The organism is Roseinatronobacter sp. NSM (assembly GCF_052379845.1).
In the GTDB taxonomy this organism is placed as follows: Bacteria; Pseudomonadota; Alphaproteobacteria; order Rhodobacterales; family Rhodobacteraceae; genus Roseinatronobacter.
On record NZ_JBQTCF010000009.1, the window covers coordinates 18,638 to 44,563 of the forward strand.

General features: G+C 62.1%; 23 protein-coding genes. 10 read left to right on the plus strand and 13 right to left on the minus strand.

Going from position 1 to position 25,926, the window contains the following annotated elements; genetic code table 11:
• The first annotated feature begins 135 nt into the window (after window positions 1–135).
• Window positions 136–2,094 carry a bifunctional 2',3'-cyclic-nucleotide 2'-phosphodiesterase/3'-nucleotidase gene (locus ACTZWY_RS06640; RefSeq protein WP_444789912.1) on the plus strand — a complete coding sequence of 653 codons (1,959 nt, stop codon included), beginning with the start codon at window positions 136–138 and terminating at the stop codon, window positions 2,092–2,094.
• Here the strand turns inward: ACTZWY_RS06640 and ACTZWY_RS06645 are convergent.
• From ACTZWY_RS06645 to ACTZWY_RS06665, 5 genes are all read right to left on the minus strand, one after another.
• The gene (locus ACTZWY_RS06645; RefSeq protein WP_444789913.1) at window positions 2,069–3,133 is read right to left on the minus strand and encodes a HesA/MoeB/ThiF family protein; all 1,065 of its coding nucleotides are present in this window, start codon (window positions 3,131–3,133) and stop codon (window positions 2,069–2,071) included. The two genes, ACTZWY_RS06640 and ACTZWY_RS06645, sit on opposite strands and share 26 nt — an antisense overlap.
• Before the next feature lie 23 nt (window positions 3,134–3,156).
• The gene (gene dut / locus ACTZWY_RS06650; RefSeq protein WP_444789914.1) at window positions 3,157–3,624 is read right to left on the minus strand and encodes a dUTP diphosphatase; all 468 of its coding nucleotides are present in this window, start codon (window positions 3,622–3,624) and stop codon (window positions 3,157–3,159) included.
• Window positions 3,621–4,811, minus strand: coding sequence for a bifunctional phosphopantothenoylcysteine decarboxylase/phosphopantothenate--cysteine ligase CoaBC (gene coaBC, locus ACTZWY_RS06655; RefSeq protein ID WP_444789915.1), 1,191 nt, complete (start codon window positions 4,809–4,811; stop codon window positions 3,621–3,623). The genes dut and coaBC overlap by 4 nt, the downstream gene beginning before the upstream one ends.
• Before the next feature lie 75 nt (window positions 4,812–4,886).
• Window positions 4,887–5,684, minus strand: a complete 798-nt coding sequence (locus tag ACTZWY_RS06660; protein WP_444789916.1) for a ChaN family lipoprotein — start codon at window positions 5,682–5,684, stop codon at window positions 4,887–4,889.
• On the minus strand, window positions 5,681–6,559 hold the full coding sequence (locus tag ACTZWY_RS06665; RefSeq protein ID WP_444789917.1) for an RNA polymerase factor sigma-32: 879 nt from the start codon (window positions 6,557–6,559) through the stop codon (window positions 5,681–5,683). The genes ACTZWY_RS06660 and ACTZWY_RS06665 overlap by 4 nt, the downstream gene beginning before the upstream one ends.
• Before the next feature lie 152 nt (window positions 6,560–6,711).
• Here ACTZWY_RS06665 and ACTZWY_RS06670 point away from each other — a divergent pair, with 152 nt between their 5' ends.
• Window positions 6,712–8,235: a YifB family Mg chelatase-like AAA ATPase gene (locus ACTZWY_RS06670; protein WP_444789918.1), complete on the plus strand. Its 1,524-nt coding sequence runs from the start codon at window positions 6,712–6,714 to the stop codon at window positions 8,233–8,235.
• On the opposite strand, the gene ACTZWY_RS06675 is transcribed toward ACTZWY_RS06670, so the two are convergent.
• The 4 genes from ACTZWY_RS06675 to rsmI all read right to left on the minus strand — a co-directional run bounded on the left by ACTZWY_RS06675 (window position 8,192) and on the right by rsmI (window position 11,509).
• Window positions 8,192–9,109: an alpha/beta hydrolase gene (locus ACTZWY_RS06675; RefSeq protein WP_444789919.1), complete on the minus strand. Its 918-nt coding sequence runs from the start codon at window positions 9,107–9,109 to the stop codon at window positions 8,192–8,194. The two genes, ACTZWY_RS06670 and ACTZWY_RS06675, sit on opposite strands and share 44 nt — an antisense overlap.
• Window positions 9,106–10,050 (minus strand): glutathione synthase, encoded by a 945-nt coding sequence (gene gshB / locus ACTZWY_RS06680; RefSeq protein ID WP_444789920.1) that lies wholly within the window; start codon window positions 10,048–10,050, stop codon window positions 9,106–9,108. The genes ACTZWY_RS06675 and gshB overlap by 4 nt, the downstream gene beginning before the upstream one ends.
• Window positions 10,051–10,220: 170 nt before the next feature.
• Window positions 10,221–10,577 (minus strand): YraN family protein, encoded by a 357-nt coding sequence (locus ACTZWY_RS06685; RefSeq protein ID WP_444789921.1) that lies wholly within the window; start codon window positions 10,575–10,577, stop codon window positions 10,221–10,223.
• A complete protein-coding gene (gene rsmI, locus ACTZWY_RS06690; protein ID WP_444789922.1) occupies window positions 10,574–11,509 on the minus strand; it encodes a 16S rRNA (cytidine(1402)-2'-O)-methyltransferase in 936 nt (311 codons plus the stop codon). Before rsmI ends, ACTZWY_RS06685 begins: the two co-directional genes overlap by 4 nt.
• Before the next feature lie 109 nt (window positions 11,510–11,618).
• Here rsmI and ACTZWY_RS06695 point away from each other — a divergent pair, with 109 nt between their 5' ends.
• The 3 genes from ACTZWY_RS06695 to murJ are packed head-to-tail and all read left to right on the plus strand — an operon-like array spanning window position 11,619 to window position 17,175.
• Window positions 11,619–12,806, plus strand: coding sequence for a penicillin-binding protein activator (locus ACTZWY_RS06695; protein ID WP_444789923.1), 1,188 nt, complete (start codon window positions 11,619–11,621; stop codon window positions 12,804–12,806).
• A gap of 29 nt (window positions 12,807–12,835) precedes the next feature.
• Window positions 12,836–15,625: a [protein-PII] uridylyltransferase gene (locus tag ACTZWY_RS06700; protein ID WP_444789924.1), complete on the plus strand. Its 2,790-nt coding sequence runs from the start codon at window positions 12,836–12,838 to the stop codon at window positions 15,623–15,625.
• Window positions 15,625–17,175, plus strand: a complete 1,551-nt coding sequence (gene murJ / locus ACTZWY_RS06705; RefSeq protein ID WP_444789925.1) for a murein biosynthesis integral membrane protein MurJ — start codon at window positions 15,625–15,627, stop codon at window positions 17,173–17,175. Before ACTZWY_RS06700 ends, murJ begins: the two co-directional genes overlap by 1 nt.
• On the opposite strand, the gene ACTZWY_RS06710 is transcribed toward murJ, so the two are convergent.
• On the minus strand, window positions 17,161–17,832 hold the full coding sequence (locus ACTZWY_RS06710; RefSeq protein WP_444789926.1) for a rhomboid family intramembrane serine protease: 672 nt from the start codon (window positions 17,830–17,832) through the stop codon (window positions 17,161–17,163). The two genes, murJ and ACTZWY_RS06710, sit on opposite strands and share 15 nt — an antisense overlap.
• A gap of 77 nt (window positions 17,833–17,909) precedes the next feature.
• Here ACTZWY_RS06710 and trpS point away from each other — a divergent pair, with 77 nt between their 5' ends.
• Window positions 17,910–18,947, plus strand: a complete 1,038-nt coding sequence (gene trpS, locus ACTZWY_RS06715) for a tryptophan--tRNA ligase (protein WP_444789927.1) — start codon at window positions 17,910–17,912, stop codon at window positions 18,945–18,947.
• 389 nt (window positions 18,948–19,336) lie between these two features.
• On the opposite strand, the gene ACTZWY_RS06720 is transcribed toward trpS, so the two are convergent.
• Window positions 19,337–19,939 (minus strand): L,D-transpeptidase, encoded by a 603-nt coding sequence (locus tag ACTZWY_RS06720; protein WP_444789928.1) that lies wholly within the window; start codon window positions 19,937–19,939, stop codon window positions 19,337–19,339.
• Between the two features lie 215 nt (window positions 19,940–20,154).
• Here ACTZWY_RS06720 and proS point away from each other — a divergent pair, with 215 nt between their 5' ends.
• From proS to ACTZWY_RS06740, 4 genes are all read left to right on the plus strand, one after another.
• Window positions 20,155–21,498, plus strand: a complete 1,344-nt coding sequence (gene proS / locus ACTZWY_RS06725) for a proline--tRNA ligase (protein WP_444789929.1) — start codon at window positions 20,155–20,157, stop codon at window positions 21,496–21,498.
• A 222-nt stretch (window positions 21,499–21,720) separates the two neighbouring features.
• Window positions 21,721–22,287 carry a hemerythrin domain-containing protein gene (locus tag ACTZWY_RS06730; RefSeq protein ID WP_444789930.1) on the plus strand — a complete coding sequence of 189 codons (567 nt, stop codon included), beginning with the start codon at window positions 21,721–21,723 and terminating at the stop codon, window positions 22,285–22,287.
• Between the two features lie 110 nt (window positions 22,288–22,397).
• On the plus strand, window positions 22,398–23,684 hold the full coding sequence (locus ACTZWY_RS06735; RefSeq protein WP_444789931.1) for a lipoprotein-releasing ABC transporter permease subunit: 1,287 nt from the start codon (window positions 22,398–22,400) through the stop codon (window positions 23,682–23,684).
• Window positions 23,677–24,360 (plus strand): ABC transporter ATP-binding protein, encoded by a 684-nt coding sequence (locus ACTZWY_RS06740; RefSeq protein WP_444789932.1) that lies wholly within the window; start codon window positions 23,677–23,679, stop codon window positions 24,358–24,360. Before ACTZWY_RS06735 ends, ACTZWY_RS06740 begins: the two co-directional genes overlap by 8 nt.
• A gap of 219 nt (window positions 24,361–24,579) precedes the next feature.
• Here the strand turns inward: ACTZWY_RS06740 and ACTZWY_RS06745 are convergent, their stop codons facing one another.
• Both ACTZWY_RS06745 and ACTZWY_RS06750 read right to left on the minus strand, forming a co-directional pair.
• Entirely contained in the window at window positions 24,580–25,242 is a 663-nt protein-coding gene (locus tag ACTZWY_RS06745) for an alpha/beta hydrolase (protein WP_444789933.1), read from the minus strand.
• Window positions 25,239–25,871, minus strand: coding sequence for a DNA-3-methyladenine glycosylase family protein (locus ACTZWY_RS06750; protein WP_444790000.1), 633 nt, complete (start codon window positions 25,869–25,871; stop codon window positions 25,239–25,241). The genes ACTZWY_RS06745 and ACTZWY_RS06750 overlap by 4 nt, the downstream gene beginning before the upstream one ends.
• Window positions 25,872–25,926: the final 55 nt, after the last annotated feature.

Here is a 25,926-nt window from a genome sequence, read left to right on the forward strand (position 1 = left end):
GCGGTTTACATCCCGTGAAACAACCTATAGTTGTGAGTTCAATTTGACGCGCGTTAAGTGAAGTTGATCGATGTCATATTATGAGCACAAAACTGTCCGTATTCTTTCCTAAATGCCACGATAGTCAGAGCCGGAATGGGACGTAACGAAAAGCAGGGTGTCATGGGGCAGGAACGGTGGCAATTCGCGCCAATCACCGAAGTGAGCAGCACGGTCGATTTGCGGATCATGGAAACAACTGATCTGCATGTTCATCTGCATCCCTATGATTATTATGCGGATTGTCCCAACCCTGATCTGGGTTTGGTGCGTTTGTCGGAACTGGTTGACCAAGCGCGGACAGAAGTGCCCAATTGCCTGCTGTTTGACAATGGCGATTTTCTGCAAGGAACCCCGGTGGGTGATTTTTTCGCCTATGATCGCGGGTTGAAGGACGGGGATCTGCACCCCGTCATGGCCGCGATGAATGCCATGCGCTATGATGCGATTACGCTTGGCAACCATGAATTCAACTATGGGTTGGATTTTCTGATGAAATCCCTGGCGCAGGCGGAATTTCCGGTTGTGTCCGCCAATATTGCCAAAACCCTTGGGGCTGGGCCGCGCAATGACCTGTGTCTGGTCAAGCCCTACAAGCTGATACGCCGCAAGCTGGTCGACCGTGCCGGGCTGGCGCATGATATTTGCGTGGGGGTCATTGGTGTGGCGCCGCCGCAGATTACCATCTGGGAACGGCTGAATTTGCACAACCGTATCCAGATGCGCGACATGGTGACCTCGGCGGCGGCATGGGTGCCCGAAATGCGCGAGGCGGGCGCCGATCTGGTGGTGATGCTGGCCCATACGGGCATTGGCCCGTTGCGCCATACCGACGGGATGGAAAACGCCGCCATTCCGCTGGCGCGTATTGACGGGGTGGACCTGCTGCTGACCGGGCACAGCCATCAGGTTTTCCCGTCCCGTATTTTTGCCGACATTCCCGGTGTCGATATTGAAAAAGGCACAATAAGCGGAAAACCCACTGTTATGGCAGGTTTTTTCGGGTCACATCTGGGGGTGATCGACCTGCGCATGGTCCGTGAGGGGGGGCGCTGGCGGGTCATCGGATCACGCGTTGAAAACCGCGCCTTGCGCGATGCCTCCATGATGTTTATGCGCCCCGATCGCGGACCGCGCACCCAACCCATGCGCAGCCCCAAAGTGCGAAAGATCGTCGCGCGCGCACATGACATGGTGCTGGAGAATATTCGCCAGCCCATTGGGCGCACCACGGCCCCCATCAACAGTTTTTTCGTGTTTCTGGGCCAAAGTGCGTCCACGGCGCTGGTGGCGGATGCGCAGCGCGCCTTTGTCGCCAGACGGCTTGCAGATGGCCCGTTTGCCGGTTTGCCGGTGCTGTCCTCGGTTTCCCCGTCCAAGGCGGGGGGGCTTGGCGGGCCGCGCAATTACACCAATGTTGCGGCAGGGCCGTTAACGGTGCGGTCACTTGCAGACCTTTACACTTATCCCAACAGGATTGCCGCGCTGAAGCTGACAGGCGCGCAGATTGGCTGTTGGCTGGAACGTAGCGCATCTTGCTTCAACCAACTGCATGACGGGCTGGAGGATGAGATGCTGCTGAACCCCGCCCATCCTGCCTATAACTTCGAAATCATCTATGGGCTGGAATATGACATTGACCTGACCCGCCCTGCACGGTTCGAAGGGGACGGCACCCCCATTGACCTGCGTAACACACGGGTGCGCAACCTGCGCTGGAACGGCCAGCCCATTGTGCCCGACGCAGAATTCATTTTGTGCACCAACAGTTTCCGCGCCCATGGCGCGGGGGGGTTTGCGGGTGCCGCGCCCGAGAATGTGGTGTTTGAGGACCCCGCCATCACACGCGACATTCTGCGCGAATATGTCCGCACCAAGGCCCATCTGGACATTGACCCCCAAGGCCCGTTTCGTTTGCAGTTTCGCACTGGAAAATCCGCCATCCTGCGCACCGGACCTGCCGCCTTCAACCATATGGACGCCATCAGCGCCTTTGAACCTGAAATTATGGGGGTCGACAAAAAAGGGTTTATGCGTGTCCGGGTTCAGCTGTAGCGCCCCCGCCGCAACAGGCGCAGTCCTTGCGGGCGGCAATGCGCATCAGGCGGGTATCGGCATATAATCCGTCATAGATCAGCAACCGCCCTTGCAGGGTTTGCCCCGCGCCGGTCAGGTGTTTGACAGCTTCCAGCGCCATCATGGTGCCCAAAATGCCGGGCAAGGGCGAGACAACGCCCGCTTCCGCACAGGCGGGCGCAAGTCCCGCTGCGGGCCGGTTGGGGAAAACGCATTCGTAACACGGCCCCCCGGATGCAGGGTGATACAGGCTGATCTGCCCCTCCCATTGGGTGATGGCTGCCGAAATCAGCGGCGTGCCCGTCACCACAGCGGCGCGGTTGGCCAGATAGCGGGTGTTGAAATTGTCGGTTCCATCAAGGATCAGGTCATATTCGGCAAACAGGTCTTGCGCGATCGTGTCATCCAGCCGCCGCTTATAGGGGCGCACTGTGATAAACGGGTTCAGCGCTTGCATGGCGGCCTGTGCCGAAAACACCTTCGGGGTGTCGATCATGTCATCGCGGTGGATGACTTGACGCTGCAGGTTGGACCCGTCCACGGTGTCATCGTCAATCACGCCGATTGTGCCAATGCCGGACGCGGCCAGATACAGCAGCGCAGGCGACCCCAGCCCCCCCGCACCGATGACCAGCACGCGCGCGTCCTTCAGCTTCTTCTGGCCGGTGCCGCCGATTTCGCGCAACACAATGTGACGGGCATAGCGGTTCAGCTCCGCCTCTCGGAACGGGGTGTTTGACGGCGCGGTGGCGGGCGTGGTGTCTGTGGCGCGGCGGCGCAACCGCCCAAGACCCGCGCCATAGACCAGCGCCAGCGCCCCCAGACCGCCCAGCACCAGCCACGGTTGCACGCTGCCCCCCGTGGCAGCGCGCAAGGCGGCCGTCGGGGGCAGCACAAGCTGCGCGATCACCACCGCAACGTAAAGCAAGCCGATCATCCACAGCCTTGCGCGCACAGGCGCTTTCATCACCCATCCCACTGCCCAAAGCGTGGCCATAAGAAATAGCACCAGTCCCATTTACGCCCCTTGCCTGTCGGGTTTTACGCGGTCCCTGTTGATCCGAACCCGCCTTCTGCGCGATCTGTGGCATCCAGTTGGTCTGTCAAGGCAATGCGCGCCTGCACCACCGGCGCAATGACGATCTGGGCAATGCGCATACCATGTTCGATTGTGAATGCCTCTGACCCCAGATTGATCATGATCACCCCGATGGGCCCGCGATAGTCGCTGTCTATCGTTCCCGGCGCATTGACCAGCGCCAGCCCATGCTTCAGCGCCAGCCCCGACCGCGCGCGAATTTGCAATTCAAAGCCCGTTGGCACCGCACAGGCCAGCCCCGTGGGAACCAGTGCGCGCGCCATGGGCTTCAGCGTCACCCCTGCAGCACGCAGCGATGGGGGGAAATTGGCGCGGATATCCGCCCCCGCCGCCCCGGCTGTGGCATATTCGGGCAGGGCTATGGTGGTGTCGCTGTCGGGCAGGTGCCGGAAACTCAGGGTCAGGGTCATGTCAGGGCCTTTGCAATGCGGTCTGCCAGTTGGCGCGCGACGTCGGTTTTGGGCATGCGGGGCCAGTCCTCGACCCCGTGCGCAGTCACCAGATGCACCGAATTTTCCGCGCCCCCCATGATACCCGTGCCGGGCGACACGTCATTGGCCACAATCCAGTCGCAGCCCTTGCGCGCGCGTTTGGTGGTGGCATTGGCCACCACGTTTTCGGTTTCGGCGGCGAATCCAACAACCAGATTCGGGCGCAGGTCATGGAATGACACGGTTTTCAGAATGTCGGGATTTTCAGAAAACCTAATTTCTGGCGTGCCTTGTGCGGTTTTCTTCATCTTTTGCATGAAGGTGTTTTCCGCCCGCCAATCTGCCACTGCTGCTGCCATGACCGCGGCATCCACAGGCAAGGCCGTCTGGACCGCCTGCAGCATTTCGCGCGCCGATTCTACCGCGACCACCTGAACGCCGGGGGGGGGCGGCACGCTGGCCGGGCCGGTGACAAACACCACATCCGCCCCCAGATCGCGCAGGGCGGCGGCGATGGCCGTGCCTTGCGCCCCCGAAGACCGGTTGGCGATGTAGCGCACAGGGTCAATGGGTTCATGCGTGGGACCTGATGTGACCAGCACGCGTTTTCCCGCCAAGGGTTTGGGCGCAAATCCGGCCGCGATGGCGTCCATAATGGCACCCGGTTCGGCCATGCGCCCCGGCCCGAATTCGCCACAGGCCATATCGCCGCTGTCCGGCCCCACAACGCCCACCCCGTCGGCGCGCAATTGCGCCAGATTGCGCCGGGTTGCCGCATGGTCCCACATGCGCAGATTCATCGCAGGCGCAATCAGAACCGGCTTGTCAGTCGCCAGCAACAGCGTTGTGGCCAGATCATCGGCATGACCGCCCGCCATTTTGGCCATCATATCAGCAGTGGCCGGGGCCACGACCAGCAGATCAGCGGCGCGCGACAGCTGGATATGCCCCATTTCAGTTTCATCCTTCAGGTCGAACAGGTCCTGATACACCCGTTCCCCTGCAAGCGCCGCAACGGACAGGGGCGTGACAAATTCCGCGCCTGCCCGTGTCAGAACCGGCGTGACATGCGCGCCTGCGCGGCGCAGCTTGCGGATAAGGTCCAGCGATTTGTAAGCGGCAATCCCGCCGCCAATAATCAGGGTCACATGTTTACCCGCCAGCATTTTCGCCTCCGCCTTGCGATACCGGTGCATTTGCACCAGTCCTACGCGGTTGTTCCCGGAAGCAAAAGCCCCTTGCTACTGAAACGCGGCGCAAGGGTCGGGGCGGGGGTGTGGGGCGGTGACGATATGGACATCATGGGGCGGGGCGTGCGTTGCAGTTTCGAACTGGCCGACCGCCAGAATGTCCAGCGCCGGTTCGGCCCGTGCAAGAAGCGCGGGCGCGCCCCAATCCGTGCGGGTATGGCCGGTGCCCGCAATGACCACCACAGGGCCGCCGGTTGCGCGGTATGCGTCAAGCGCCGCTGCGGCCAGCATGGCATCGCGCAGGCGTTGTATGTCCACCATCGCGGGCAGCAAGCTGTCGGGCAGGGCGTCGCAATGCGCACGCGCCTGCAACGCTTCGCGCGTGGTCTGCTGGTCATCGGGCAGGGGCCTGTCCAACCCAAAACGCGCGCCATCCCCGCCAAAGACCTGAAGCAGCGGTTGCCCCATCGCGGCGCGCGCGGCATCGCGCGGCAGACCAGCGCCGAAAATTGCGGCCTGCGGGGCGGCGGTAAATAACGGGTAATACATGGCAAAATCTGGCCACCCGGAAGTGTCCCAGTCCAAAGCCGCCTGAAGGGCTGTCTGATCCTTGCGCAAATCCGGTGTCACCCGTGCGGCCTGCGCTTCGGTGAGCATTTCGAACACCAGTGCGGCGGGGCGAATAGCCGTTATTCCGTCGGACTGGTTTTGGTGGTGCAGCGGGTTGTCATGCACCTCGCCCAGGAACACGATATCGGCCCGTGGCAGGTCGCGCAGGTTTTCAAGCGCGGAGGGCTGCGCCATGACTGGCGCAACCACAAGACCTGCCGCAAGGATGTACCTTTTCATGTCAGGAAGTGAAGCACTTCGCGCGACTGGGTTTCAAGGGCTTTGCGCATTTTCTTGAACGCGGCCGATTCAAGCTGGCGGATGCGTTCCTTGGACAGGCCCATTTCCTGCCCCAGCGATTCAAGCGTGCGCGGATCAGGGCGCAGTTTGCGTTCGCGCAAAATGAACCTTTCGCGTTCGGTCAGCGTTTGCATGGCGGCCAGCAGCCATTCACGCAATTGCGCCGTGTCATGCGCAAGCTCGACCCCGATGCTGGCCTGTTCGCTGTCATCTTCCAGAACATCAATCCATTCGCGCCCGTCTTCATCGCTGGATTGGGTGGCGTTCAGCGAATAGTCCGACCCCGAAAGCCGCCCTTCCATCATTTCTACATCATGCAACGGCACCCCCACTTCCCGAGAGATCAGTTCGCGCAACTGGTGCGGGTCCAGCTGCTCGCCGCGCGACTGGGCTTCGCGTTCAAATTTGGCCTGCACCCGGCGCAGGTTGAAAAACAGTGATTTCTGACTGGATGTGGACCCGGTGCGCACCATGGACCAGTTGCGCATCACATAATCCTGAATGCTGGCCTTGATCCACCACACGGCATAAGTTGAAAAGCGCACGCCGCGGTCAGGGTCGAACTTGTCGGCCGCCTTCATCAGGCCAAGGCCCGCTTCCTGAATAAGGTCATTCATCGGTGCGCCATAGCGGCGGAACCGCGCGGCCATAGAAATGGCCAGCCGCATATAGGCCGTGATAAGGCGGTGCAGGGCCGCTTCGTCGCGGTGGTCGCGCCAGGCATAGGCCAGTTGCAATTCGGTCTCAGCGTCCAGAAGTTCGGCCTTCATGGCCTGACGGGACATTGTGCGATCATCTGAATAGTCCAGCGCCATGTCTACCCCCTGTTGGTTCTGATCTATGCTTGTCTTACGTTGCGAAGCTACATCTGGTTCACTTCTTTAGTCACGAATGCGTGATGATCAGCGTTAACCAATCCTAAACACCTAAACGTTAACCATGAATTCGGGTGGCGTCGGGTGTAGCGATGGTGGCACGGGCATTTACAGTTGCGTTTGAAGGGATCGAGGCCCGTCTGGTCGAGGTGCAATGCGCCGTCTCGCCGGGGTTGCCATCGTTCCAGATTGTGGGCCTGCCCGACAAGGCCGTATCGGAAGCCCGCGAAAGGGTGCGCGCGGCGCTGTCGGCCTTGTCGGTTGCCCTGCCGTCTAAGCGGATTACCATCAACCTGTCGCCTGCGGACCTGCCCAAGGAAGGGTCGCATTTCGACCTGCCCATCGCCATGGCCCTGTTGGCCGCGCTGGACATCATCCCGCGCGAGGATGTGGCCGACACTGTGGCGCTTGGGGAATTGTCGCTTGACGGGGCCTTGGTTGCGGTTCTGGGGGCCTTGCCTGCCGCGATGGCCGCAGCCGAAGGGGGCCATACCCTGTTTTGCCCCGCCGCCTGTGGCCCGGAAGCCGCATGGGTTGATGCAACGCGCGTATTTGCCCCCGCAACGCTGGCGCAGGTTATCCGCCATTTCTCAGGACAAGCCCCCCTGACGCCCGCCAAACCCGGCGAGGTTGTGCGCGATCACGGACAGCGCGACCTGTTCGATGTGAAAGGGCAGGAACGCGCCAAGCGTGCGCTGGAAATTGCAGCCGCGGGGCGGCACCATATGCTTATGGTGGGCACACCGGGGTCGGGCAAGTCCATGTTGGCCGCCCGTCTGCCCGGTATCCTGCCGCCCCTTTCCCCGGCTGAGGCGCTGGAGACATCAATGATCCAGTCCATTGCGGGGTTGTTGGAACAGGGCGGCATTTCGCGCACGCGCCCGTTTCGTGAACCCCATCATACGGCGTCAGTCGCTGCCATTGTCGGCGGGGGCAAAGGGGCGAAACCGGGCGAAATATCACTGGCCCATAACGGGGTGTTGTTTCTGGACGAATTGCCGGAATTCCCGCGTATGGTTCTGGAAACCCTGCGCCAACCCATTGAAACCGGCGAAGTGGTGGTGGCACGCGCGAATGCGCATATCCGCTATCCCTGCCGGTTTCTTCTGGTGGCAGCGGCCAACCCCTGCAAATGCGGGTATATGTCCGAACCTGCGCGGGCCTGCGCGCGCGCGCCCGGCTGCGGTGACGACTATATGGGCCGCATTTCAGGCCCGCTGATGGACCGGTTCGACCTGCGCGTTGAAGTGCCGCCTGTGTCCTATAGCGATTTGGACCTGCCGCCGTCCGGCGACAGTTCGGCCATCGTTGCAGCGCGCGTTGCACAGGCGCGGGCACGGCAGGCCGCGCGTTTTGCCGCCTATGACGGGATGCGCGTGAATGCGGATATGGAAGGCACGCTTCTGGAAGAGATGGCGCGCCCTGACACGGAAGGCCGCGCCTTGCTGCGGCATGCTGCGGACCGTTTCGGGTTGACGGCGCGCGCCTATCACCGGCTGTTGCGCGTGGCGCGCACCATTGCCGACCTTGAGGGGGCCGACACTGTGCGCGCGCCCCACATGGCCGAGGCGATCAGCTATCGTGTGATGGGCGCGGCGGAAGTTGTTGGTGTATGAAGTCCGCACAATCGCGCAGGGCCTTGCGCGCCTCGGGCAACCAGCCATGGAAATACTGCCACACATGGGGCAGATTGCCCCATTCCTGCACAGTGACAGTGCCCCCGAAGCTGCGCAGATGCGTGGCCATGCGCAGGCTGTCATCGCGCAGGATTTCGCGCCGTGCCACCTGAATCAACACAGGCGGCGCCTTTGTGAAGGACCCAAACAGCGGCGAGATGCGCGGGTCGGATGCCTCGGCCCCTTGCAGGACCCGCTGGCGCAGCTGTTCCAGCCGCTGCACCGGCAACAATATCTCGCTGGCGGCATTGGTGCGGATGGACACGCCCGACAATGTCAGGTCCGTGAAGGGTGAAAACGCAAACACGCAGGCCGGACGTGGCGCGCGGGTGCTGCACAGATGGGCCAGCAGCGCCAGCGCCAGCCCGCCCCCCGCAGAATCGCCGCCCAGCACAATGCGCGCCGGGTCGTGGCCGCGCGCAACAAGGGCCTGCCACACCGCCAGCGCATCGTCAAAGGCCGCTGGAAACGGGTGTTCGGGGGCCAGACGGTAGTCGGGCAGGCAGGTTTCATACCCTGTCTTGCGCGTCAGAAAAGCCGCGAGCGCCGCATGGGTGCGCGGGCTGCCCATGACATAGCCGCCCCCGTGGAAATACAGCACCACAGGGTCGGTGGTTGCGGGCCGCGCGCTCCATAGCGCGGGCACTTGCCCCAACTGGTCGGGCACAAAGCCCGTCCAGGGCCGCCCGCGGGCATTCAGCCACGCGCCACGTTCAAACCAGCGCCGCGCGGCAATGCTGTCGGGCTGGCGCGCCAGTGACCGGCGCGCGGCATGGCGCAGGAAGACACGCAGCGCCTTGAGCTGCCAGCTCATGGGGCGCGTTTGCCCTCAATGGCCAGCCAGATCAGTTCGGCCCCGTTCGTGCCGTCAAACCGTTCCAGTTCCTGCAGGCCAGTGGGCGAGGTGACGTTGATTTCAGTCAGGTAATCGCCGATCACGTCAATGCCCACGAAAATCTGTCCCTTTTCGCGCAGCAGCGGGCCAATGGCCGCACAGATTTCGTGGTCACGCTGTGTCAGCGCCACTTTTTCCGGGCGTCCGCCCACATGCATGTTGGACCGCGTTTCCCCATCGGCGGGCACCCGGTTGATGGCCCCGATCGGCGCGCCGTCAACCAAAATGATGCGCTTGTCGCCCTTCGCCACTGCAGGCAGGTATTTTTGCACGATCAGCGGTTCCCGGCTGATGCCGGTGAACAATTCATGCAGCGATGCAAGATTGCGGTCATTGGGGTCCAGCCGGAACACCCCGGCCCCCCCGTTGCCATAAAGCGGCTTGAGGATGACATCACCATGCGCGGCCTTGAAATCGCGGATGCTGGCCAGATCGCGCGCAATCATCGTGGGGGGCGTCAGGTCGGGGAATTGCAGCACCAGCAGTTTTTCGGGGTAGTTTCGCACCCAGAACGGGTCATTGACCACCAGCGTTGACGGGTGGATCATGTCGAGCAGATGCGTTGTCGTGATATAGCCCATATCAAACGGGGGGTCTTGTCGCAGCCACACGACATCAACATTTGCCAGATCCAGCAGTTCTGCCGCCCCCTTGGTCACATGCGCGCCGCTGACTGCCTGAACCGTAATGGGGTGGGCCAGTGCGTGAACGCGCCCTTCGCGGAAAACCAGCTTGTCGGGCGTGTAGTAGAATAGTTCATGCCCGCGCGCCTGTGCTTCCAGCGCAATGCGGAATGTGCTGTCAGCCGTGATATTGACCGCCTCGATCGGGTCCATTTGAAAAGCCACGCGTAACGACACGCCATCCCCCTGTTGCAACTTCGGCCCCAATGGCCCTTCGGGGCCATAGATGGCCCAAGGCGCGCTGTGATGCAAGCGATGCCGCGCTTATGCGCGCCGTCATTGTCGGGTGGCTTGCCCCGCAGGGGCGGCATTCCGCACGCCCCGGTGGCGCCGTTTTGCGCCCGTCGTCATGCGCACAGCGCGTTTTCCAGTCGCGCCACCTGTCCCGTGGCATTGACAACCGCCACATCAAACCGTGACGGCGTCAGTTGTCCTTGTGCGCAGGTTCCAAGATATTGTGCAGCTGTCATGAACAGACGTTCAATCTGGCTTGCGCCGATCCGCGCCGCCGCCCCCTCGAAGCTGCGGCTTTTCTTGACCTCGATGAAGACAACTTCCGCATCGCGGGACATGACAAGGTCCAATTCGCCCCGTTGGCCCCGCCAGCGCCGCGCCAGCAAGTGGTAGCCCGCATCCAGATACGCGCGCATCACGCAGTCTTCTGCGGCAAGCCCTGCATGGTAATTGCGTTTTGCCTGTGTCATTGTGCCTTCCCCTTGGCCAGTGCCGCCTGATAAACGACCCTGCGTTGCAGCCCCAGATCCGCAGTCACCCGCGCCACCGCTTCCTTCAGTGTCATTTCACCAAGCGCCTTTGTCAGGGCTGCGTCCAGATCATCAGCTGATGCCGTGACAGCCGCCCCGCGGTCAATCACCAACGCGATTTCCCCTTTTAGCGTGCGCGCTGCCAGTTCTGACACCATTTCGCCCAGCGTCATGCGCAGCACCTCCTGATGTTTTTTGGTCATCTCGCGGCATAAGGCCGCTTGTCGGTCCTTTCCCATAACCTCGCATAATTCATTTAAGAATCGATGAATGCGCTTTGGGGATTCATAAAATATCAGTGTTGCCGGAATGGCTGCCGCTTCGGTCAACACTTGTTGGCGCGCGCTGGCTTGCGCGGGTGCGAAGCCCATGAAACAAAAACGGTCGCTGGGCAGTCCTGCCAGCGTCAGCGCGGCCAGCACCGCAGAGGGGCCGGGCGCGCTGTGCAGAGCGTGGCCCTGTGCGACCACTTCTCGCGCCAGTTGAAAGCCTGGATCGGCCACCAGCGGGGTGCCGGCCTCGGATGCATAGACGATTGATTTGCCTGCCTCCAGCGCTGCGATGATGCGCGGGCGCATGGCTGCGCCATTATGGTCATGATAGGCCAAAACAGGGCGGCCATTGGCTGGAATCCCATGAATTTCCATAAGCTTGCGCAGCGATCTTGTATCTTCTGCGGCCAGCATGTCCGCCCCTGCCAGCAGGTCCAGTGCGTGCAGCGTGATGTCGCGCGCCGCCCCGATGGGCGTTGCGATCAGGTGCAGTCCGGGCGGAACGGGACGCGCATGGCGCGCCGCATGCGCGTTCAGGGGGGGCGTTGTCGCGTTGTCGTCCGGGGTATGGTCGGGGCTGGGCATTAACAGGTATTTCATCCTTGGGTGGCATAACCGCGCTGTAAGCGGCTGGGGTCGTTTACTTCATGGTTGCACTTGCTTAGTGTGTGGCGCAAGCAAAGTCGATGCAAGCGGGGAGTGGTCTTTGATGCGAAACCTTCTTTCAGGGAATTCCGGCTGGTCTGGCCCAAGGCGCGGCTTTCTGGCAGCGGCTGCGGCGTTGGTGCTGGTCGCCTGTGACATGCCCGCAGGCCCGCTTGCAGGCGGGCCAAGCGTTGACACGCGCCGTCCGGTTACAGTTGCGCTATTGGTGCCCGGCGGCACTGGCGATGAGGGGCGACAGGTCCTTGCGCAAAGTCTTGAGAACGCGGCGCGCCTTGCAGTTGCAGACCTTCAGGGGGCGCAGATCGATTTGCGCGTGTACCAGACTGGTGGCAATGCTGATCGCGCCGCGCAGGTGGCCAGGCAAGCGGTCACTGATGGGGCGGGTATCATCATCGGCCCGCTTTTTGCTGATTCGGCAACGGCGGTGGGGCGTGCTGTGGCCGGGTCGGGCGTGAATGTTCTGAGTTTTTCCAACAATCCCGCTGCGGCAGGGCAAAATGTGTTCCTGCTTGGCCCGACATTTGAAAACACTGCCACACGGCTGATGTCCTATGCCGCCGCGCAGGGCAAGGGCCGCGTCATGCTGATCTCGGAACAGAACCTGTCCGGTCAGGTGGCAGAGGCCGCGGTGCGCGCAGCGGCTGCGCGCAGTGACGCCAGCCTTGTGGCCACGCAATCCTATGCGTTTTCGCAACAAGGGGTGGTTGATGCGCTGCCGCGCATTGCGTCTGCGGCGCGGTCCTCGGGGGCGCAGACAGTGTTGATGACGGCAGGTTCCGAAGGGGCCTTGCCCATGCTGGCAGAACTGTTGCCGCAAAACGGACTGTCGCGCGAGAATTTCCAGTATATGGGCTTGACGCGGTGGGACATTCCGCCTGCAACGCTGCAGTTGCGCGGCATTCAGGGGGGGTGGTTCACGCTGCCAGACCCGGCATTGAGCAGCCGGTTTGACGCGCGCTATGCCGCCGCCTATGGCGATGCGCCCCATCCCGTGGCCAGCCTTGCCTATGATGGTATTGCCGCTGTCGGTGCCTTGTTGCGCCAAGGCGGCGCCGATGCGCTAAGCGCGGCGCGGCTGACACAGGGTCAGGGGTTTGTCGGGGTCAGCGGGGTGTTCCGCCTGCGGCCCGATGGTATGAATGAACGCGGCCTTGCCATTGCCGAAGTGCGCGAGCAGGGCACGGTCATCATCAGCCCCGCGCCGCGCAGCTTTGGCGGGGTCGGGTTCTGAGCGACACACAAACCACCAAGGGGCCGCAAGTGCCAGACCAGACCACTGTTGCGCCGCTGCCCGCCGCAGAGGGCTTGCGCAAATTTCCGACGGCGCAAATCCTCGACACCGCAGCGCTGGGCGCGCGCATTGATGCCGCGCTCGCGCAGTGCGACGCGTCAGATCCGCGCGCGCGCCGGTCCGCCATTGTCGCCCAAATCCGTCCGGCGCTGCGCGACAGTGCCGCGCAATTGCAGCAAATGTTCACGCATCATCCGCGCGATGCGCGCGATTTCGTGTCGGTGAATTCATGGCTGACCGACCAGATACTGACACTGGTTTTGCGGCTGGTCCAGGAACAGGTGCACCCCAATTTCAACCCGTCCGAGGGGGAGAGGATCGCGGTGTTGGCCGTGGGCGGCTATGGTCGCGCGGAAATGGCGCCGCATTCTGATATAGACCTGCTGTTTCTGGTGCCCTGGAAGGTGACGGGCTGGGTTGAACAGGTCATTGAATCAACCCTGTATATCTTGTGGGATTTGCGGCTGAAGGTGGGCCATGCCAGCCGCACTGTGGATGAATGCCTGCGCTTGGGCAAGGAGGATGTGACGATCCGCACAGCCCTTCTTGAACACCGTTTCCTGTTTGGCAACGCCCCCCTTGCGCAAACCTTGCGCACACGTCTGTGGACGGAACTTTTTGCGCGCACCCATGCCGATTTTGTTGAAGCCAAGCTTGCCGAACGCGCGGATCGCCACGCCAAGATCGGCAATATGCGCTACATGCTGGAACCCAATGTGAAAGAAGGCAAGGGGGGCTTGCGCGACCTGCAAACCCTGTATTGGATTGCAAAATATATTCACGAGGTGGACCAGGCGCAGGAACTGGTCGCGCTGGGGTTTTTTCGTCCGGAAGAATATGATGCGTTTCGCGGGGCGGAAACCTTTCTTTGGGCGGTTCGGTGCCATATGCACCACCTGTCGGGGCGCGCAGTGGAACAGCTGACCTTCGATTTGCAAGTGGGGGTGGCCGAACTTATGGGCTATCAGGACCATGGCGGGCGGCGCGGGGTAGAACATTTCATGCAGGATTATTTCCGCCACGCCACCCGCGTGGGGGAATTGACGCGCATTTTCCTGACCGAACTGGAAGCGCGCCATGTCAAGCGCGAACCGCTGTTGCGCAATTTCCTGAACCGCCGGAAGAAAATGCGCTTTGGTCTGCGTGTGGTGCAAAACCGGCTGGATGTGGAAAACCCGCAGGATTTTCTGGCCGATCCGCTGAACCTGTTGCGCATTTTTGAAGAAGCGCTGGTCACGGGCCATCTGTTGCATCCCAACGCCATGCGCCTTCTGGCCGCCAATCTGCACCTGATTGGCACCGACACCCGCGAAAGCCCCGAGGCGCAGAAGATTTTCATGCGCCTGATGCTGAACCACGGCAACCCCGAACGGGCCCTGCGGCGCATGAATGAACTGGGCGTTCTGGGGGCGTTTTTACCAGAGTTTGAGGCCATCGTGGCGATGATGCAATTCAATGTGTATCATCATTACACGGTGGACGAACACACCATTCAGGTGATCAGCACGCTTGCGCAGATCGAACGTGGTGAATTGATTGAAGAACTGCCTGTTGCCTCCCGCATATTGAAGGAAGGGGTGAACCGCAAGGTTTTGTATGTGGCCTTGTTGTTGCATGATATCGGCAAGGGCCGGCCAGACGACCATTCGGTTCTGGGTGCGCAGATCGCGCGCAAGGTTGCCCCGCGCCTTGGGTTGAAAAAGGTGGAATGCGAAACAGTGGAATGGTTGGTGCGCTATCATCTGCTGATGGCCGATACTGCCCAGAAACGCGACATTTCGGACCCGCGCACTGTGCGCGATTTCGCCAAGCTGGTGAAAACCCGCGAACGGCTGGACCTGCTGACTGTGCTGACAGTGTGCGACATTCGCGGGGTGGGGCCGGGGACGTGGAACAACTGGAAGGCGATGTTGCTGCGCCAGCTTTACCGCGAAACGGCGAATGCGCTGGAAAATGGTCTGGAAGAACTGAACCGCGAGAACCGCTCGGACGAGGCCAAGCGCGCCTTGCGCAGCGCGCTGGAGGATTGGCCGCGCGCGGAATTGCGCCATGAGGTGGGCCGCCATTACGACCCCTATTGGCAGGGGTTGCCAACACCCACGCATGTGGTTTTTGCGCATATGCTGCGCGACATTCAGCCTGATGCGATCAGCATTGACCTGCACCCCGAACCTGAACGCGATGCCACGCGCGCGTGTTTCGTGCTGTCCGACCATCCCGGCATTTTTTCGCGTTTTGCGGGCGCATTGGCGCTGGTGGGGGCCAATATCGTGGATGCGCGCACTTATACCACCAAGGATGGCTACGCCACAGCGGCCTTCTGGATACAGGATGCCGAAGGCCACCCCTATGAGGCCGACCGCCTGCCGCGCCTGCGCAAGATGATTGAACGCACTTTCGCAGGCGAGGTGGTGGCCGCGCGCGAACTGGCGGGGCGCGACAAGGTGAAGAAACGTGACCGTGCCTTTCGGGTGCCAACCCATATCAGTTTTGACAATGAAGGGTCGGAAATCTACACCATCATCGAAGTGGATACCCGCGACCGCCCCGGCTTGCTGCATGATCTGACGCGCACCCTTGCGGATGCCAATATCACCATTGCCAGCGCGGTGATTGCCACATTCGGGGTGCAGGTGGTTGATACCTTCTATGTCAAGGACATGTTCGGGTTGAAGCTGCATACGAAATCCCGTCAGGAAGCGCTGGAACGCAAGCTGCGCGCGGCAATTGCGGCCGGTGCGGAACGGGCGGCGGGCTGATGGCGCGCAGCCGTCTGGTGGCAGGGTTCCTGACTGTGGGATCGTGGACATTGCTGAGCCGCGTGTTCGGTTTTCTGCGCGATGTGATGATTGCGGCCTATCTGGGGGCCGGGCCGGTAACAGATGCGTTTTTCGCGGCCTTTTCATTGCCCAATATGTTCCGCCGCTTCTTTGCCGAAGGGGCGTTCAATTTCGCCTTCGTGCCGATTTTCGCCAAGAAGCACGAAGCGGGCGAAGATGCCGAAAGCTTCGCGCGGGATGCGTTTTGGGGCATGGCGGCAGTGTTGTTGGTGTTTTCAACCCTTGCTGTCATTGTGATGCCCTTCCTGATTTGGGGCATGGTGGCGGGGTTCGCGCAGGATGAACGCTTCGATATGGCCGTGCTGTTCGGGCGCATTGCGTTTCCCTATATCTTCTTCATCTCGCTGACGGCGTTATTGTCGGGAATGCTCAATGCCGTGGGGCGCTTCACGGCGGCGGCGGCAGCACCGGTGCTGTTGAATGTGGTGTTTGTTCTGGCACTGCTGCTGGCGGACCGGGCCGGGTGGAATATGGGCCTGACGCTGTCATGGTCCGTGCCGGTCGCGGGGGGGGTGCAGCTTGCGCTTTTGTGGGTTGCGGTGCGGCGCGCGGGGTTTGCCATGCGGTTTCGTCGCCCGCGCCTGACGCCGGACCTGAAACGGCTGGCCATTATCGCGGCCCCTGCGGTTCTGGCCGGTGGTGTCGTGCAGATCAACCTGATTGTGGGGCGGCAGGTGGCCAGCTTCACCGAAAATGCGGTCACATGGCTGTTCATGGCGGACAGGCTGTATCAACTGCCGCTGGGGGTTGTGGGCATTGCGGTAGGGGTGGTGTTGTTGCCCGAACTGTCGCGCCGTCTGCGCGCGGGCGATGAGGGGGCGGGCCAGCACAGTTTCAACCGGGGCCTGGAATTTTCGCTGTTCCTGACCTTGCCTTCGGCAGTGGCGCTGGTGGTGATTGCCGCGCCCATTGTCTCGGTGCTGTTCGGGCGCGGGGCCTGGACAGCCGCAGATACGGATGCCACCGCACTGGCACTGGCAGTCTATGCGCTGGGACTTCCGGCCTTTGTGCTGCAAAAGGTGCTGCAGCCCCTGTATTATGCGCGCCATGACACAAGACGCCCGTTTCGTTACGCAGTGGTGTCGATGGTGGTGAACGCACTTGTGGCGATCGGGCTGATGCCCTTTGTTGGGTTCGTTGCAGCGGCGCTGGCGACAAGTGTTGCGGCCTGGGTGATGGTCTGGCAACTGTGGCGCGGGTCGCGCAGCATGGGGCGCGCCGCGCAGCTTGATGCGCAGATGAAGGCGCGGATCTGGCGCATTGTGCTTGCATCGGTGATCATGGGGGGGGTGCTGCACGGGTTGCATCTGGTGATGTCGCCGTTTCTGGTGCAATCGGGGCTGCGTTATGTGGCGCTTCTGGCCATGGTCGCGGGGGGCAGCGGCGCTTATTTCGCAATTGGCCAGATGACAGGCGCGTTCAACCTGCGCGACATCCGCGCGTCCTTGCGCCGGTCATCGCCGTCGTAACCGCATAAGCAAACCGGGGCGCAGCGCCCTTGCCAACGCGAATGCAGTGACGCAGGCCACGATATCGGCGATCCAGTCCATTCCGCCCATCATGACGGCCAGCGCCAGACGGGCCAGCAACAAGACCAATGGCAGCGCCAGCGCCACCAGAAGCGCTTGCCTGTGCGGGGCAATGCCACACGCCAGCGCCGCATAGAGCCCGGCCAGCGCGAATATGATCGGATAGCCCCCGATCAGCCACGCGCCCGCATCGCCCACCATGCCAAAGGCCGCCCCACCCGCGGCCTGAGCGACCGCCAGCACCAGCAAAACCCGCCCCGACCCCAACCTGTCGGCGCAATATTTCCCCAATGCCGCAGTTATCACCACCACCAGAAGCGCCTGAACCGGCCCCATATGCACAAACCCGAACAGAAGGTAGCGCAGCATATGGCGCGCGGGGGCCTGCCCGCTGTCTATCATCCAGTCCTGCAATGCGGGGTTCACGCCCGCAAACGCCAGCGCTTGCGCGCGCCACCCTGCAGCGCCTGCCGCGTTGACCAGACCATGCGCGCCCGCCCATAGCACCAGTTCCACCGCGCTGATGGCCAGAACCAGCAGCCATACCGCCCATGGCAGTGGCGCGATGGCTGATGTGGGGGCAGGGGCCGTATCCATTATGCGCGCCTTGGTTGACCTTCACGAAGGTGAAGGCTAATCCAAGCGCATTCACTTTTCCAGCATGGAGCCATCACATGTCCGACGCCCCGGCCAAAGTTTTTCCCAAGCGGGTATTTTCCGGGATCCAGCCATCGGGCGGGTTGACGCTGGGCAATTATCTGGGCGCGCTCAAACGCTTTGCCGTGGCCCAGAATGAAGGCACGCAGACAATCTATTGCATTGTCGATCTGCATGCGATGACGGTCTGGCAAGACCCTGAAAAGCTGCGCCATGCCACGCGCGAACTGGCGGCGGGGTTCATTGCGTCCGGTATTGACCCGGCACGGTCTGTGCTGTTCAACCAAAGTCAGGTGCCCGCGCATGCGGAACTGGCCTGGATTTTCAACTGTGTCGCGCGCATGGGGTGGTTGCGGCGGATGACCCAGTTCAAGGACAAGGCCGGCAAGCATGCCGAAGAAGCCAGCGTGGGCTTGTTCGCCTATCCCAGTCTGATGGCGGCTGACATCATGGCCTATCATGCCACCCATGTTCCTGTGGGCGAGGATCAGAAACAGCATCTGGAACTGACCCGCGACATTGCCATCAAGTTCAACCATGATTACGGGGTTGATTTCTTTCCCATTGTTGAACCGGTCATCGAAGGGGCGGCCACCCGCGTGATGTCCTTGCGTGATGGCACGAAGAAAATGTCGAAATCCGACCCGTCCGACCAGTCGCGCATCAACCTGACCGATGACGCTGACGCCATTGCCGCGAAATTCCGCAAGGCGCGCACGGACCCCGAACCCCTGCCAGAGACGCTGGAAGGGCTGGACGGGCGCGCCGAGGCCCGCAATCTGGTCAATATCTACGCAGCCCTTGACGACATTTCCCCTGCGCAGGTTCTGGCCCAATTTGGCGGGCAGGGATTTGGTGTGTTCAAACCTGCATTGGCCGATCTGGCCGTGGCCAAGCTGTCGCCCATCAATGCCGAAATGGCGCGCCTTATGCAGGACGTGGCCGAGATTGACCGCATTCTGGGCAACGGGGCCGATCGTGCGCATGCCATCGCAGAACCCATTCTGGACCAGACCCGCGAGATTGTGGGGCTGATCCGGTCGCGCGGGCGGTAGCGCGGACCAGAGAAATACAAGGCTGGTTGAAGCTGGCCTGAAGGGGACGTTGGCGCTTGGACATAGCCCGCGCTGTCGGCGGGCCGGGGTCTGCTGATCCGGCGTTTTAGGGGTGCAGTTTATCCAAGCGGAATATTCCTGACATTATACGCTTGGCGCGACATCAGATCATCGGCAGGCCGCGGGACGGCCCGCCGATGGCGCGGGCCACCTGCGGCCTTTGCTCCGCGCCTTGGGGCATTCCCAGTGTCCGCAAAAGGCCATACCCCCGCCATCCCCTGCAGCGTTCAACCTTCTGCCGTCATCTACTCAGTCCGGTCCCGTATGCCTATACAAAACAAAAAGCCCGCCAGTTTGGCGGGCTTTTGCGTTCTGGCCCCAAGGCAAGATCAGATCACACGGACCTGTGTGCCGATCTTGACCAGTTCAAAAAGGTTCTCAACATGCGGGTTGAGCATGCCAAAACACCCGTTTGACGCCCGACGCCCGATCTTGGCGGGGTTGTCGATGCCGTGGATGCGGTAATACTGCCAGCTTAGGTTCATGGCACGCGTGCCCAACGGGTTGGTCGGATCGTCCCCTTCGACGCGGGCAGGCAGAGAAGGATCGCGTTCGCGCATGTTGGGGGTGGGAATCCATGTGGGTTCAAACCGCTTCAGCGTCACTTCGGTATAGCCGCGGCGGGTGAAATCCTCGGTCATGGGAACAGAACAGGGATGGGCCAGATAGATGCTTTCATCTTCCGACCAGAAGTGCAATGCCCGCGAATAGGTGTCACACAGGATTGCACCGTTGCGCAGGTTCTGGAAATGGTCGCGCCAATGATGGTTGCGAAAGCCCATCACATTGCGGCGGGCGGTGCGAACATTCGATTCCGCCTCAAACTCCGGTTGGGTCTGGGCGCGCAGCACTGACGGCATGGCCAAGGTGCCAAACGCGAAGGCGCCCGCTGTTGACAAAACGCTGCGGCGGGTCAGGGGGGATGTCGTCATGTCGGGCCTCTTTGGACATATTCAATATTTGAAAATGATATGGCGCAAAACGGATGCATAAATCAAGTCACGAGGCTGTGCGCGGCCCTGCGCCGTGGCGCAAATACCAGCACTAATTGCGGTCCTGGAACAGCGCCGCGTCCCACGCCACCTTGCCCCCGCGCGCAGTCTCGCCTAAACCCGTGTGGAAAACCCAACCCCCAGTGAGGCCCCCGATGCGCCTGAGCCGCTATTTCCTGCCTGTCCTGAAAGAAACCCCGTCCGAGGCGCAGATCGTCAGCCACCGTCTGATGTTGCGCGCGGGCATGATCAAGCAGGCTTCTGCGGGCATCTATTCCTGGTTGCCACTGGGGTTCAAGGTGCTGCGCCGGATTGAGCAGATTGTGCATGACGAACAGATCCGCGCAGGCCATATCCCGATGCTGATGCCCACGCTGCAATCGGCCGATCTGTGGCGTGAAAGCGGGCGGTATGATGATTACGGCGAAGAGATGCTGCGCATCAAGGACCGCCACGGCCGCGACATGTTGTATGGCCCGACCAATGAGGAACTGATCACCGATATTTTCCGCGCCCATGTGAACAGCTACAAGGACCTGCCGCTGACGCTGTATCATATCCAGTGGAAATTCCGCGATGAAATCCGTCCGCGTTTCGGGGTCATGCGCGGGCGCGAATTCCTGATGAAGGATGGCTATAATTTTGACTTGGACAAGGATGCGGCGCTGCATGCCTATAACCGCCATCTTGTCAGCTATCTGCGCAGCTATGAGCGCATGGGTCTGCAAGCCATCCCGATGCGCGCCGATGGCGGGCCGATTGGCGGCGATTACACGCATGAATTCCTTGTGCTGGCCGAAACGGGCGAGTCAGAGGTGTTTTATGACAGCGAAATCACCGATCTGAAATTCGGGGATCGGGTGGTGGATTATGACTCTGTGCCCGCATGTCAGGCGGTGCTGGAAGAATTCACCAGCCGCTATGCGCGCACCGATGAAACCCATGACGCCGCACTGTTTGACGCGCAGGTGCCGGAAGCGCGCCGCCGGAGTGCGCGCGGCATTGAAGTGGGGCAGATCTTCTATTTCGGCACCAAATATTCCGATGCCATGGGCGCAACTGTTGTTGGCCCTGATGGGGCGCGCACGCCTGTGCATATGGGCAGCCACGGCATTGGCGTGTCGCGCCTGCTGGGCGCGATTATTGAGGCCAACCATGATGAGCGCGGCATCATCTGGCCCGAAGGGGTGACGCCATTTCATGCGGCCATTGTGAACCTGAAGCAGGGCGACGCGGATGCAGATGCGGCCTGTGACAGCCTGTACAAGGCGCTTGTCGCACGCGGGCTGGAGCCGCTTTATGATGACAGGTCGGAACGTGCGGGCGCAAAATTTGCGACAATGGACCTGATTGGCCTGCCATGGCGGCTGACAGTCGGGCCGCGCGGGTTGGCCAAGGGCGTGGTGGAACTGACCAGCCGCCGCACGGGCGAGGCCGAGGAACTGACACCGGAGGCCGCTATAGACCGGCTGGCGCAGATTTACGCGGCGCATATGTGAGAGGGGGGCGCGCGCGGCGGGGGCATCGAGCCCCCTTCGCGCGCATGGGCCGCAGCCCAAACCCGCCCCAAGGGGGCCATGCCCCCTTGGGTAACCCCGCCCCCCGCCCGCCATGTCCGCGTCAATGCGCGATGATGGCACAGCGAGCCTGCACGGGTGCACAGCCTACCCGATTGACCACATAAGTCATACGGGTAGCCTGCAGCCCAAATGGAGGGATGCATGACCCGAACTGATTTGACCCGGCGCGACGGCCTGCCTGACGCCTTGCGGATATTGCTGGAGCAATACCCGCGCGATATGTGGCAAACCCACCGCAATTTCGACGGCTTGACCCGTTTCTGGCTGGAGCGCCACATGATGTTCCGGCAGGCGTTGGGGCAGTGGCAGGCTGACACGCGCGCCTTTTTGGACAAGGGGCGCGATGCGCGCGCGCATGGCCAGCAAACCGCGCGTCTGGGCGGGTTCCTGATCAATGAATTGCATGGCCACCACCATATCGAGGATGCGCATTATTTTCCCGCCCTGTCCGCCGCGGAACCGCGCCTTGTCAAAGGGTTCGAATTGCTGGATTCCGATCACCACGCGCTGGACAGCGAGCTGGCCGCACTGACCGATGCGGCCAATACGCATTTGCGCGCCCTTGGGGACAAGTCCGCCGACACACGCGCCAATGCTGCACGCATGCTGGCGCAGTTGGACGGGTTTGAACGTTTCCTGAACCGCCATCTGCTGGATGAGGAAGAACTGGTCGTGCCCGTCATCCTGCACCATGCGCCACGGTTGTGACATGCGGCCTGCGCGGTGCAATGTCACCGGGATGTGAGGGCGCACTGCTTTGGGCTTGACGTTGCGCGGCAATCCTATGAGGTTGCCAAAAATTCGCAGCAGGACGCCGCATGACCGGACATACCGCCCCCTTCGCCCCGTTTGAATGGATGATTGCCTGGCGCTATTTGCGCGCGCGCCGCGCGGAAGGCGGCGTCAGTGCCATGACCGTCATTTCCTTTCTTGGCATCATGCTGGCGGTCTTTGCGCTGATTGCCACGCTGTCGGTGCGATCAGGCTTTCGGGCGGAATTTGTCGACACCATTCTGGGGGCCAATGCGCATGTGACGGTCTATTCATCGGTGCATGTGGACGATTCCGGCCGCACCAGCCGTGTGATTGATGACTATCAGGACATGGCCGAACGCATTGCCGCTGTGCGCGGTGTCACCCGCGTGGCGCCGCTGATCAAGGGGCAGGTCATGGTGTCCGCGCATGGGCGCAATACCGGGGTCGAGGTGTTTGGCATTGCCCATGATGATCTGCGCACCATTCCGCGCGTGGCCGATCCTGAACAGGCGCTTGGCGATATTGAACGTTTTGGCGAAGGCGTGGCCATCGGGTCGGGGGTGGCGCGGGAACTGAACGTGGCGCTTGGCGATACGGTGCGCGTCATCTCGCCTGACGGGGTGCGCACGGCCTTTGGCACCAGTCCGCGCATATCGGCCTATGAGGTGGTCTATATCTTCACGGCCGGGCGCTATGATATTGACCGCACGCGGCTGTATATGCCCTTTGACGAGGCGCAGATCTATTTCAACCGCGACGGTGTGGCGGATGAACTGGAAGTGATGGTCGCCAATCCCGACCAGATTGACAGCCTGCGTCTGGACCTGCTGCGCGCGGGCGGCGAGCGGGTCATGCTGTGGACATGGCGTGACAGCGCAGGGTCGTTCCTGCGCGCGCTGGATGTCGAGGATAATGTGATGTTCGTGATCCTGTCCATTCTGGTGCTGATTGCGGCGATGAATATCATTTCGGGGCTGATCATGCTGGTCAAGAACAAGGGCCGCGATATTGGCATTCTGCGCACCATGGGCCTGTCAGAAGGGTCGGTGCTGCGGGTGTTTTTCATTTGCGGGGCGTCGGTGGGCGTGCTGGGCACGGCGGCGGGGGTGGTGCTGGGCTGTCTGTTTGCCATCTATATAGATACGATTTTCAGCTTCGTGAACTATGTTGCCGGTGGCGGGGTCTGGGACCCGTCCATTCGCGGCATCTACGCGTTGCCCGCACAATTGCGGCTGGAAGATGTGCTAAAGGCCGTGGGGCTGTCGCTGTCGCTGTCGTTCATTGTCACCATTTTCCCTGCGCGCCGCGCCGCACGCATGAACCCGGTTGAGGCATTGCGCTATGAATGATCAGGCCCTGTCGCTGCGCGACATCACCAAGACTTATAACGCGGGCCGGCCCAATGAAGTGGCTGTGTTGCGTGGCGCGTCGCTGTCGCTGGACCGGGGCGAGGTGGTGGCGCTGGTCGCGCCATCGGGGGCGGGGAAATCCACGCTGCTGCATATCGCGGGCCTGCTGGACACGCCCGACACGGGCGCTGTGGTCATCAATGGGGCCGATATGACACGGCTGGGTGATCATGCCCGCACAGCTGCGCGGCGCGGGCAGGTGGGGTTCATCTATCAGTTTCACCATCTGCTGCCGGAATTTTCGGCGCTGGAAAACATTGTCTTGCCGCAACTGGCCAATGGTGTGCCCAAAGCACAGGCCCATGCCCGCGCGCGTGACCTGCTGGAGCGTGTGGGCGTGGGGCCGCGCGCCGCGCACCGCCCCGCAGCCCTGTCGGGGGGGGAACAGCAGCGCGTCGCGTTCTGCCGCGCGCTGGCCAATGAACCCAGCCTGTTGCTGGCGGATGAACCGACCGGCAATCTGGACCCCGAAACATCCGATCAGGTGTTCGGCGCATTGATGGACCTTGTGCGCGATACGGGGCTTTCGGCGCTGATCGCCACCCATAACATGGAGCTTGCCGCCCGCATGGACCGCGTGGTGCGGCTGGATGCGGGCGAAGTCGTCACGCCCTGACCTGCGCTTTCGCCCCGCGTCTTATCCCAAACAGTGCGGAGCCAAGGCCGCAGGCCGCCGCGCTATCGGCGGGCCGTCCCGCGGCCTGCCGATTTGGCCAGCGTCACACCAAGCTTTTGATCTTGGAGTATGCCGCCTGCATAAACTGTATTCCTCCAACGTGGGACCGGCAGACCCCGGCCCGCCGATGGCGCGGGCTTTGACCCCCTGTGGCCGCTGTTACCCCGGCAGTTTGTCGCGCAGAAACGACAGCGCGAGGGACAGCCCGTCATGGGCGATGCCGTGGCCGGTGCCTTTGGACACATGCGCATAGGTTTCAAACCCTGCCGCCGTCAGTGCGTCTGCGGCGTCGGACAGCGATTGCGGGGGCACAACTTCGTCCTGATCGCCATGCACCAGCAGGACGGGCGGGTGCGACAGCGCGTCATCGGCCAGATGTTCGGGCTGCATCAACCGCCCCGAGAACCCCACGATCCCCGCCAGCGCATCTTTGCGGCGCGGGGCCACATGCAGGCTGATCATCGTGCCTTGGGAAAACCCCACCAGCGCCAGCGCGCGCGGCTCCAGCCCCTCATCAGCCAGCACCTGATCGATAAAGGCGTCCAGATCGTTCGCGGCCGCCTGCAGCCCTGTCAGGGCTGCTTCCTCGGTCGATCCGTCCAGCCAAGGGATGGGGAACCACTGAAACCCCATCGGGTTTCCGGTGCAGCGTTCGGGCGCGTTGGGCGCATAAAAGGCCGTGTGGGGCATATGGGGCGCCAGCGGGTCGGCCAGCCCCAGCAGGTCCGCGCCATCCGCGCCATAGCCATGCACGAAAATCACGGCAGATTTCGCCTGCCCTTTGGGGGCGCCCTTGCGGGCAGATGTCAGAATACGGGTCATAAAATGCCTTCCCTGTCGGTTTCCACACGGTAATACGCCCACAGCAGCCCCGCTGCAACTGTGCGCCATGGCGACCATGCCTGCGCCATGGTGCGCAAGGCGCCTTCGCGCGGGCGGTCGGGCAGGGCGAACAGGCGGCGCGCGGATTCCTGCAAGGCCAGATCGGCAGGGGCAAACACATCGGCGCGCCCAAGGCTGAACATGGCGTATATCTCGGCGGTCCAGCGGCCAATGCCCGGCACCTCGACCAGAATGCGGGTCACCTCGGGGTCGGGCAGGGTGCGCAGGGCGTCAAAATCAATGCCTGCGGCGGCCAGCGCGCGGGCATAGCGCATTTTCTGCCCCGACAGGCCCGGCGCGCGCAAGGTTGCGTCATCGGCAGCCAGAACGGCGGTGGGGGTGGTCAGGCCCGCATCCACCATCCGGCCCCAGATGGCGCGCGCGGCATGGGTGCTGACCTGCTGGCTGACAATTGCGGACAGCAATTGTGCAAACCCGTCATCACGCCTGCGCAGGGGGGGCGTGCCGGTCAGCGCCAGCGCATGGGCAAAGCGCGGCTCGGCTGCGGCCAGCCATTCGGCCCCTTCTTGCATGCAGCCCTCAGATGTCAGAATACGCCCGACCATCAGCACGCCCTGCGCGACAAACTGGTGCACATGTAAAATTCCCCTTTTCCTTGGCACA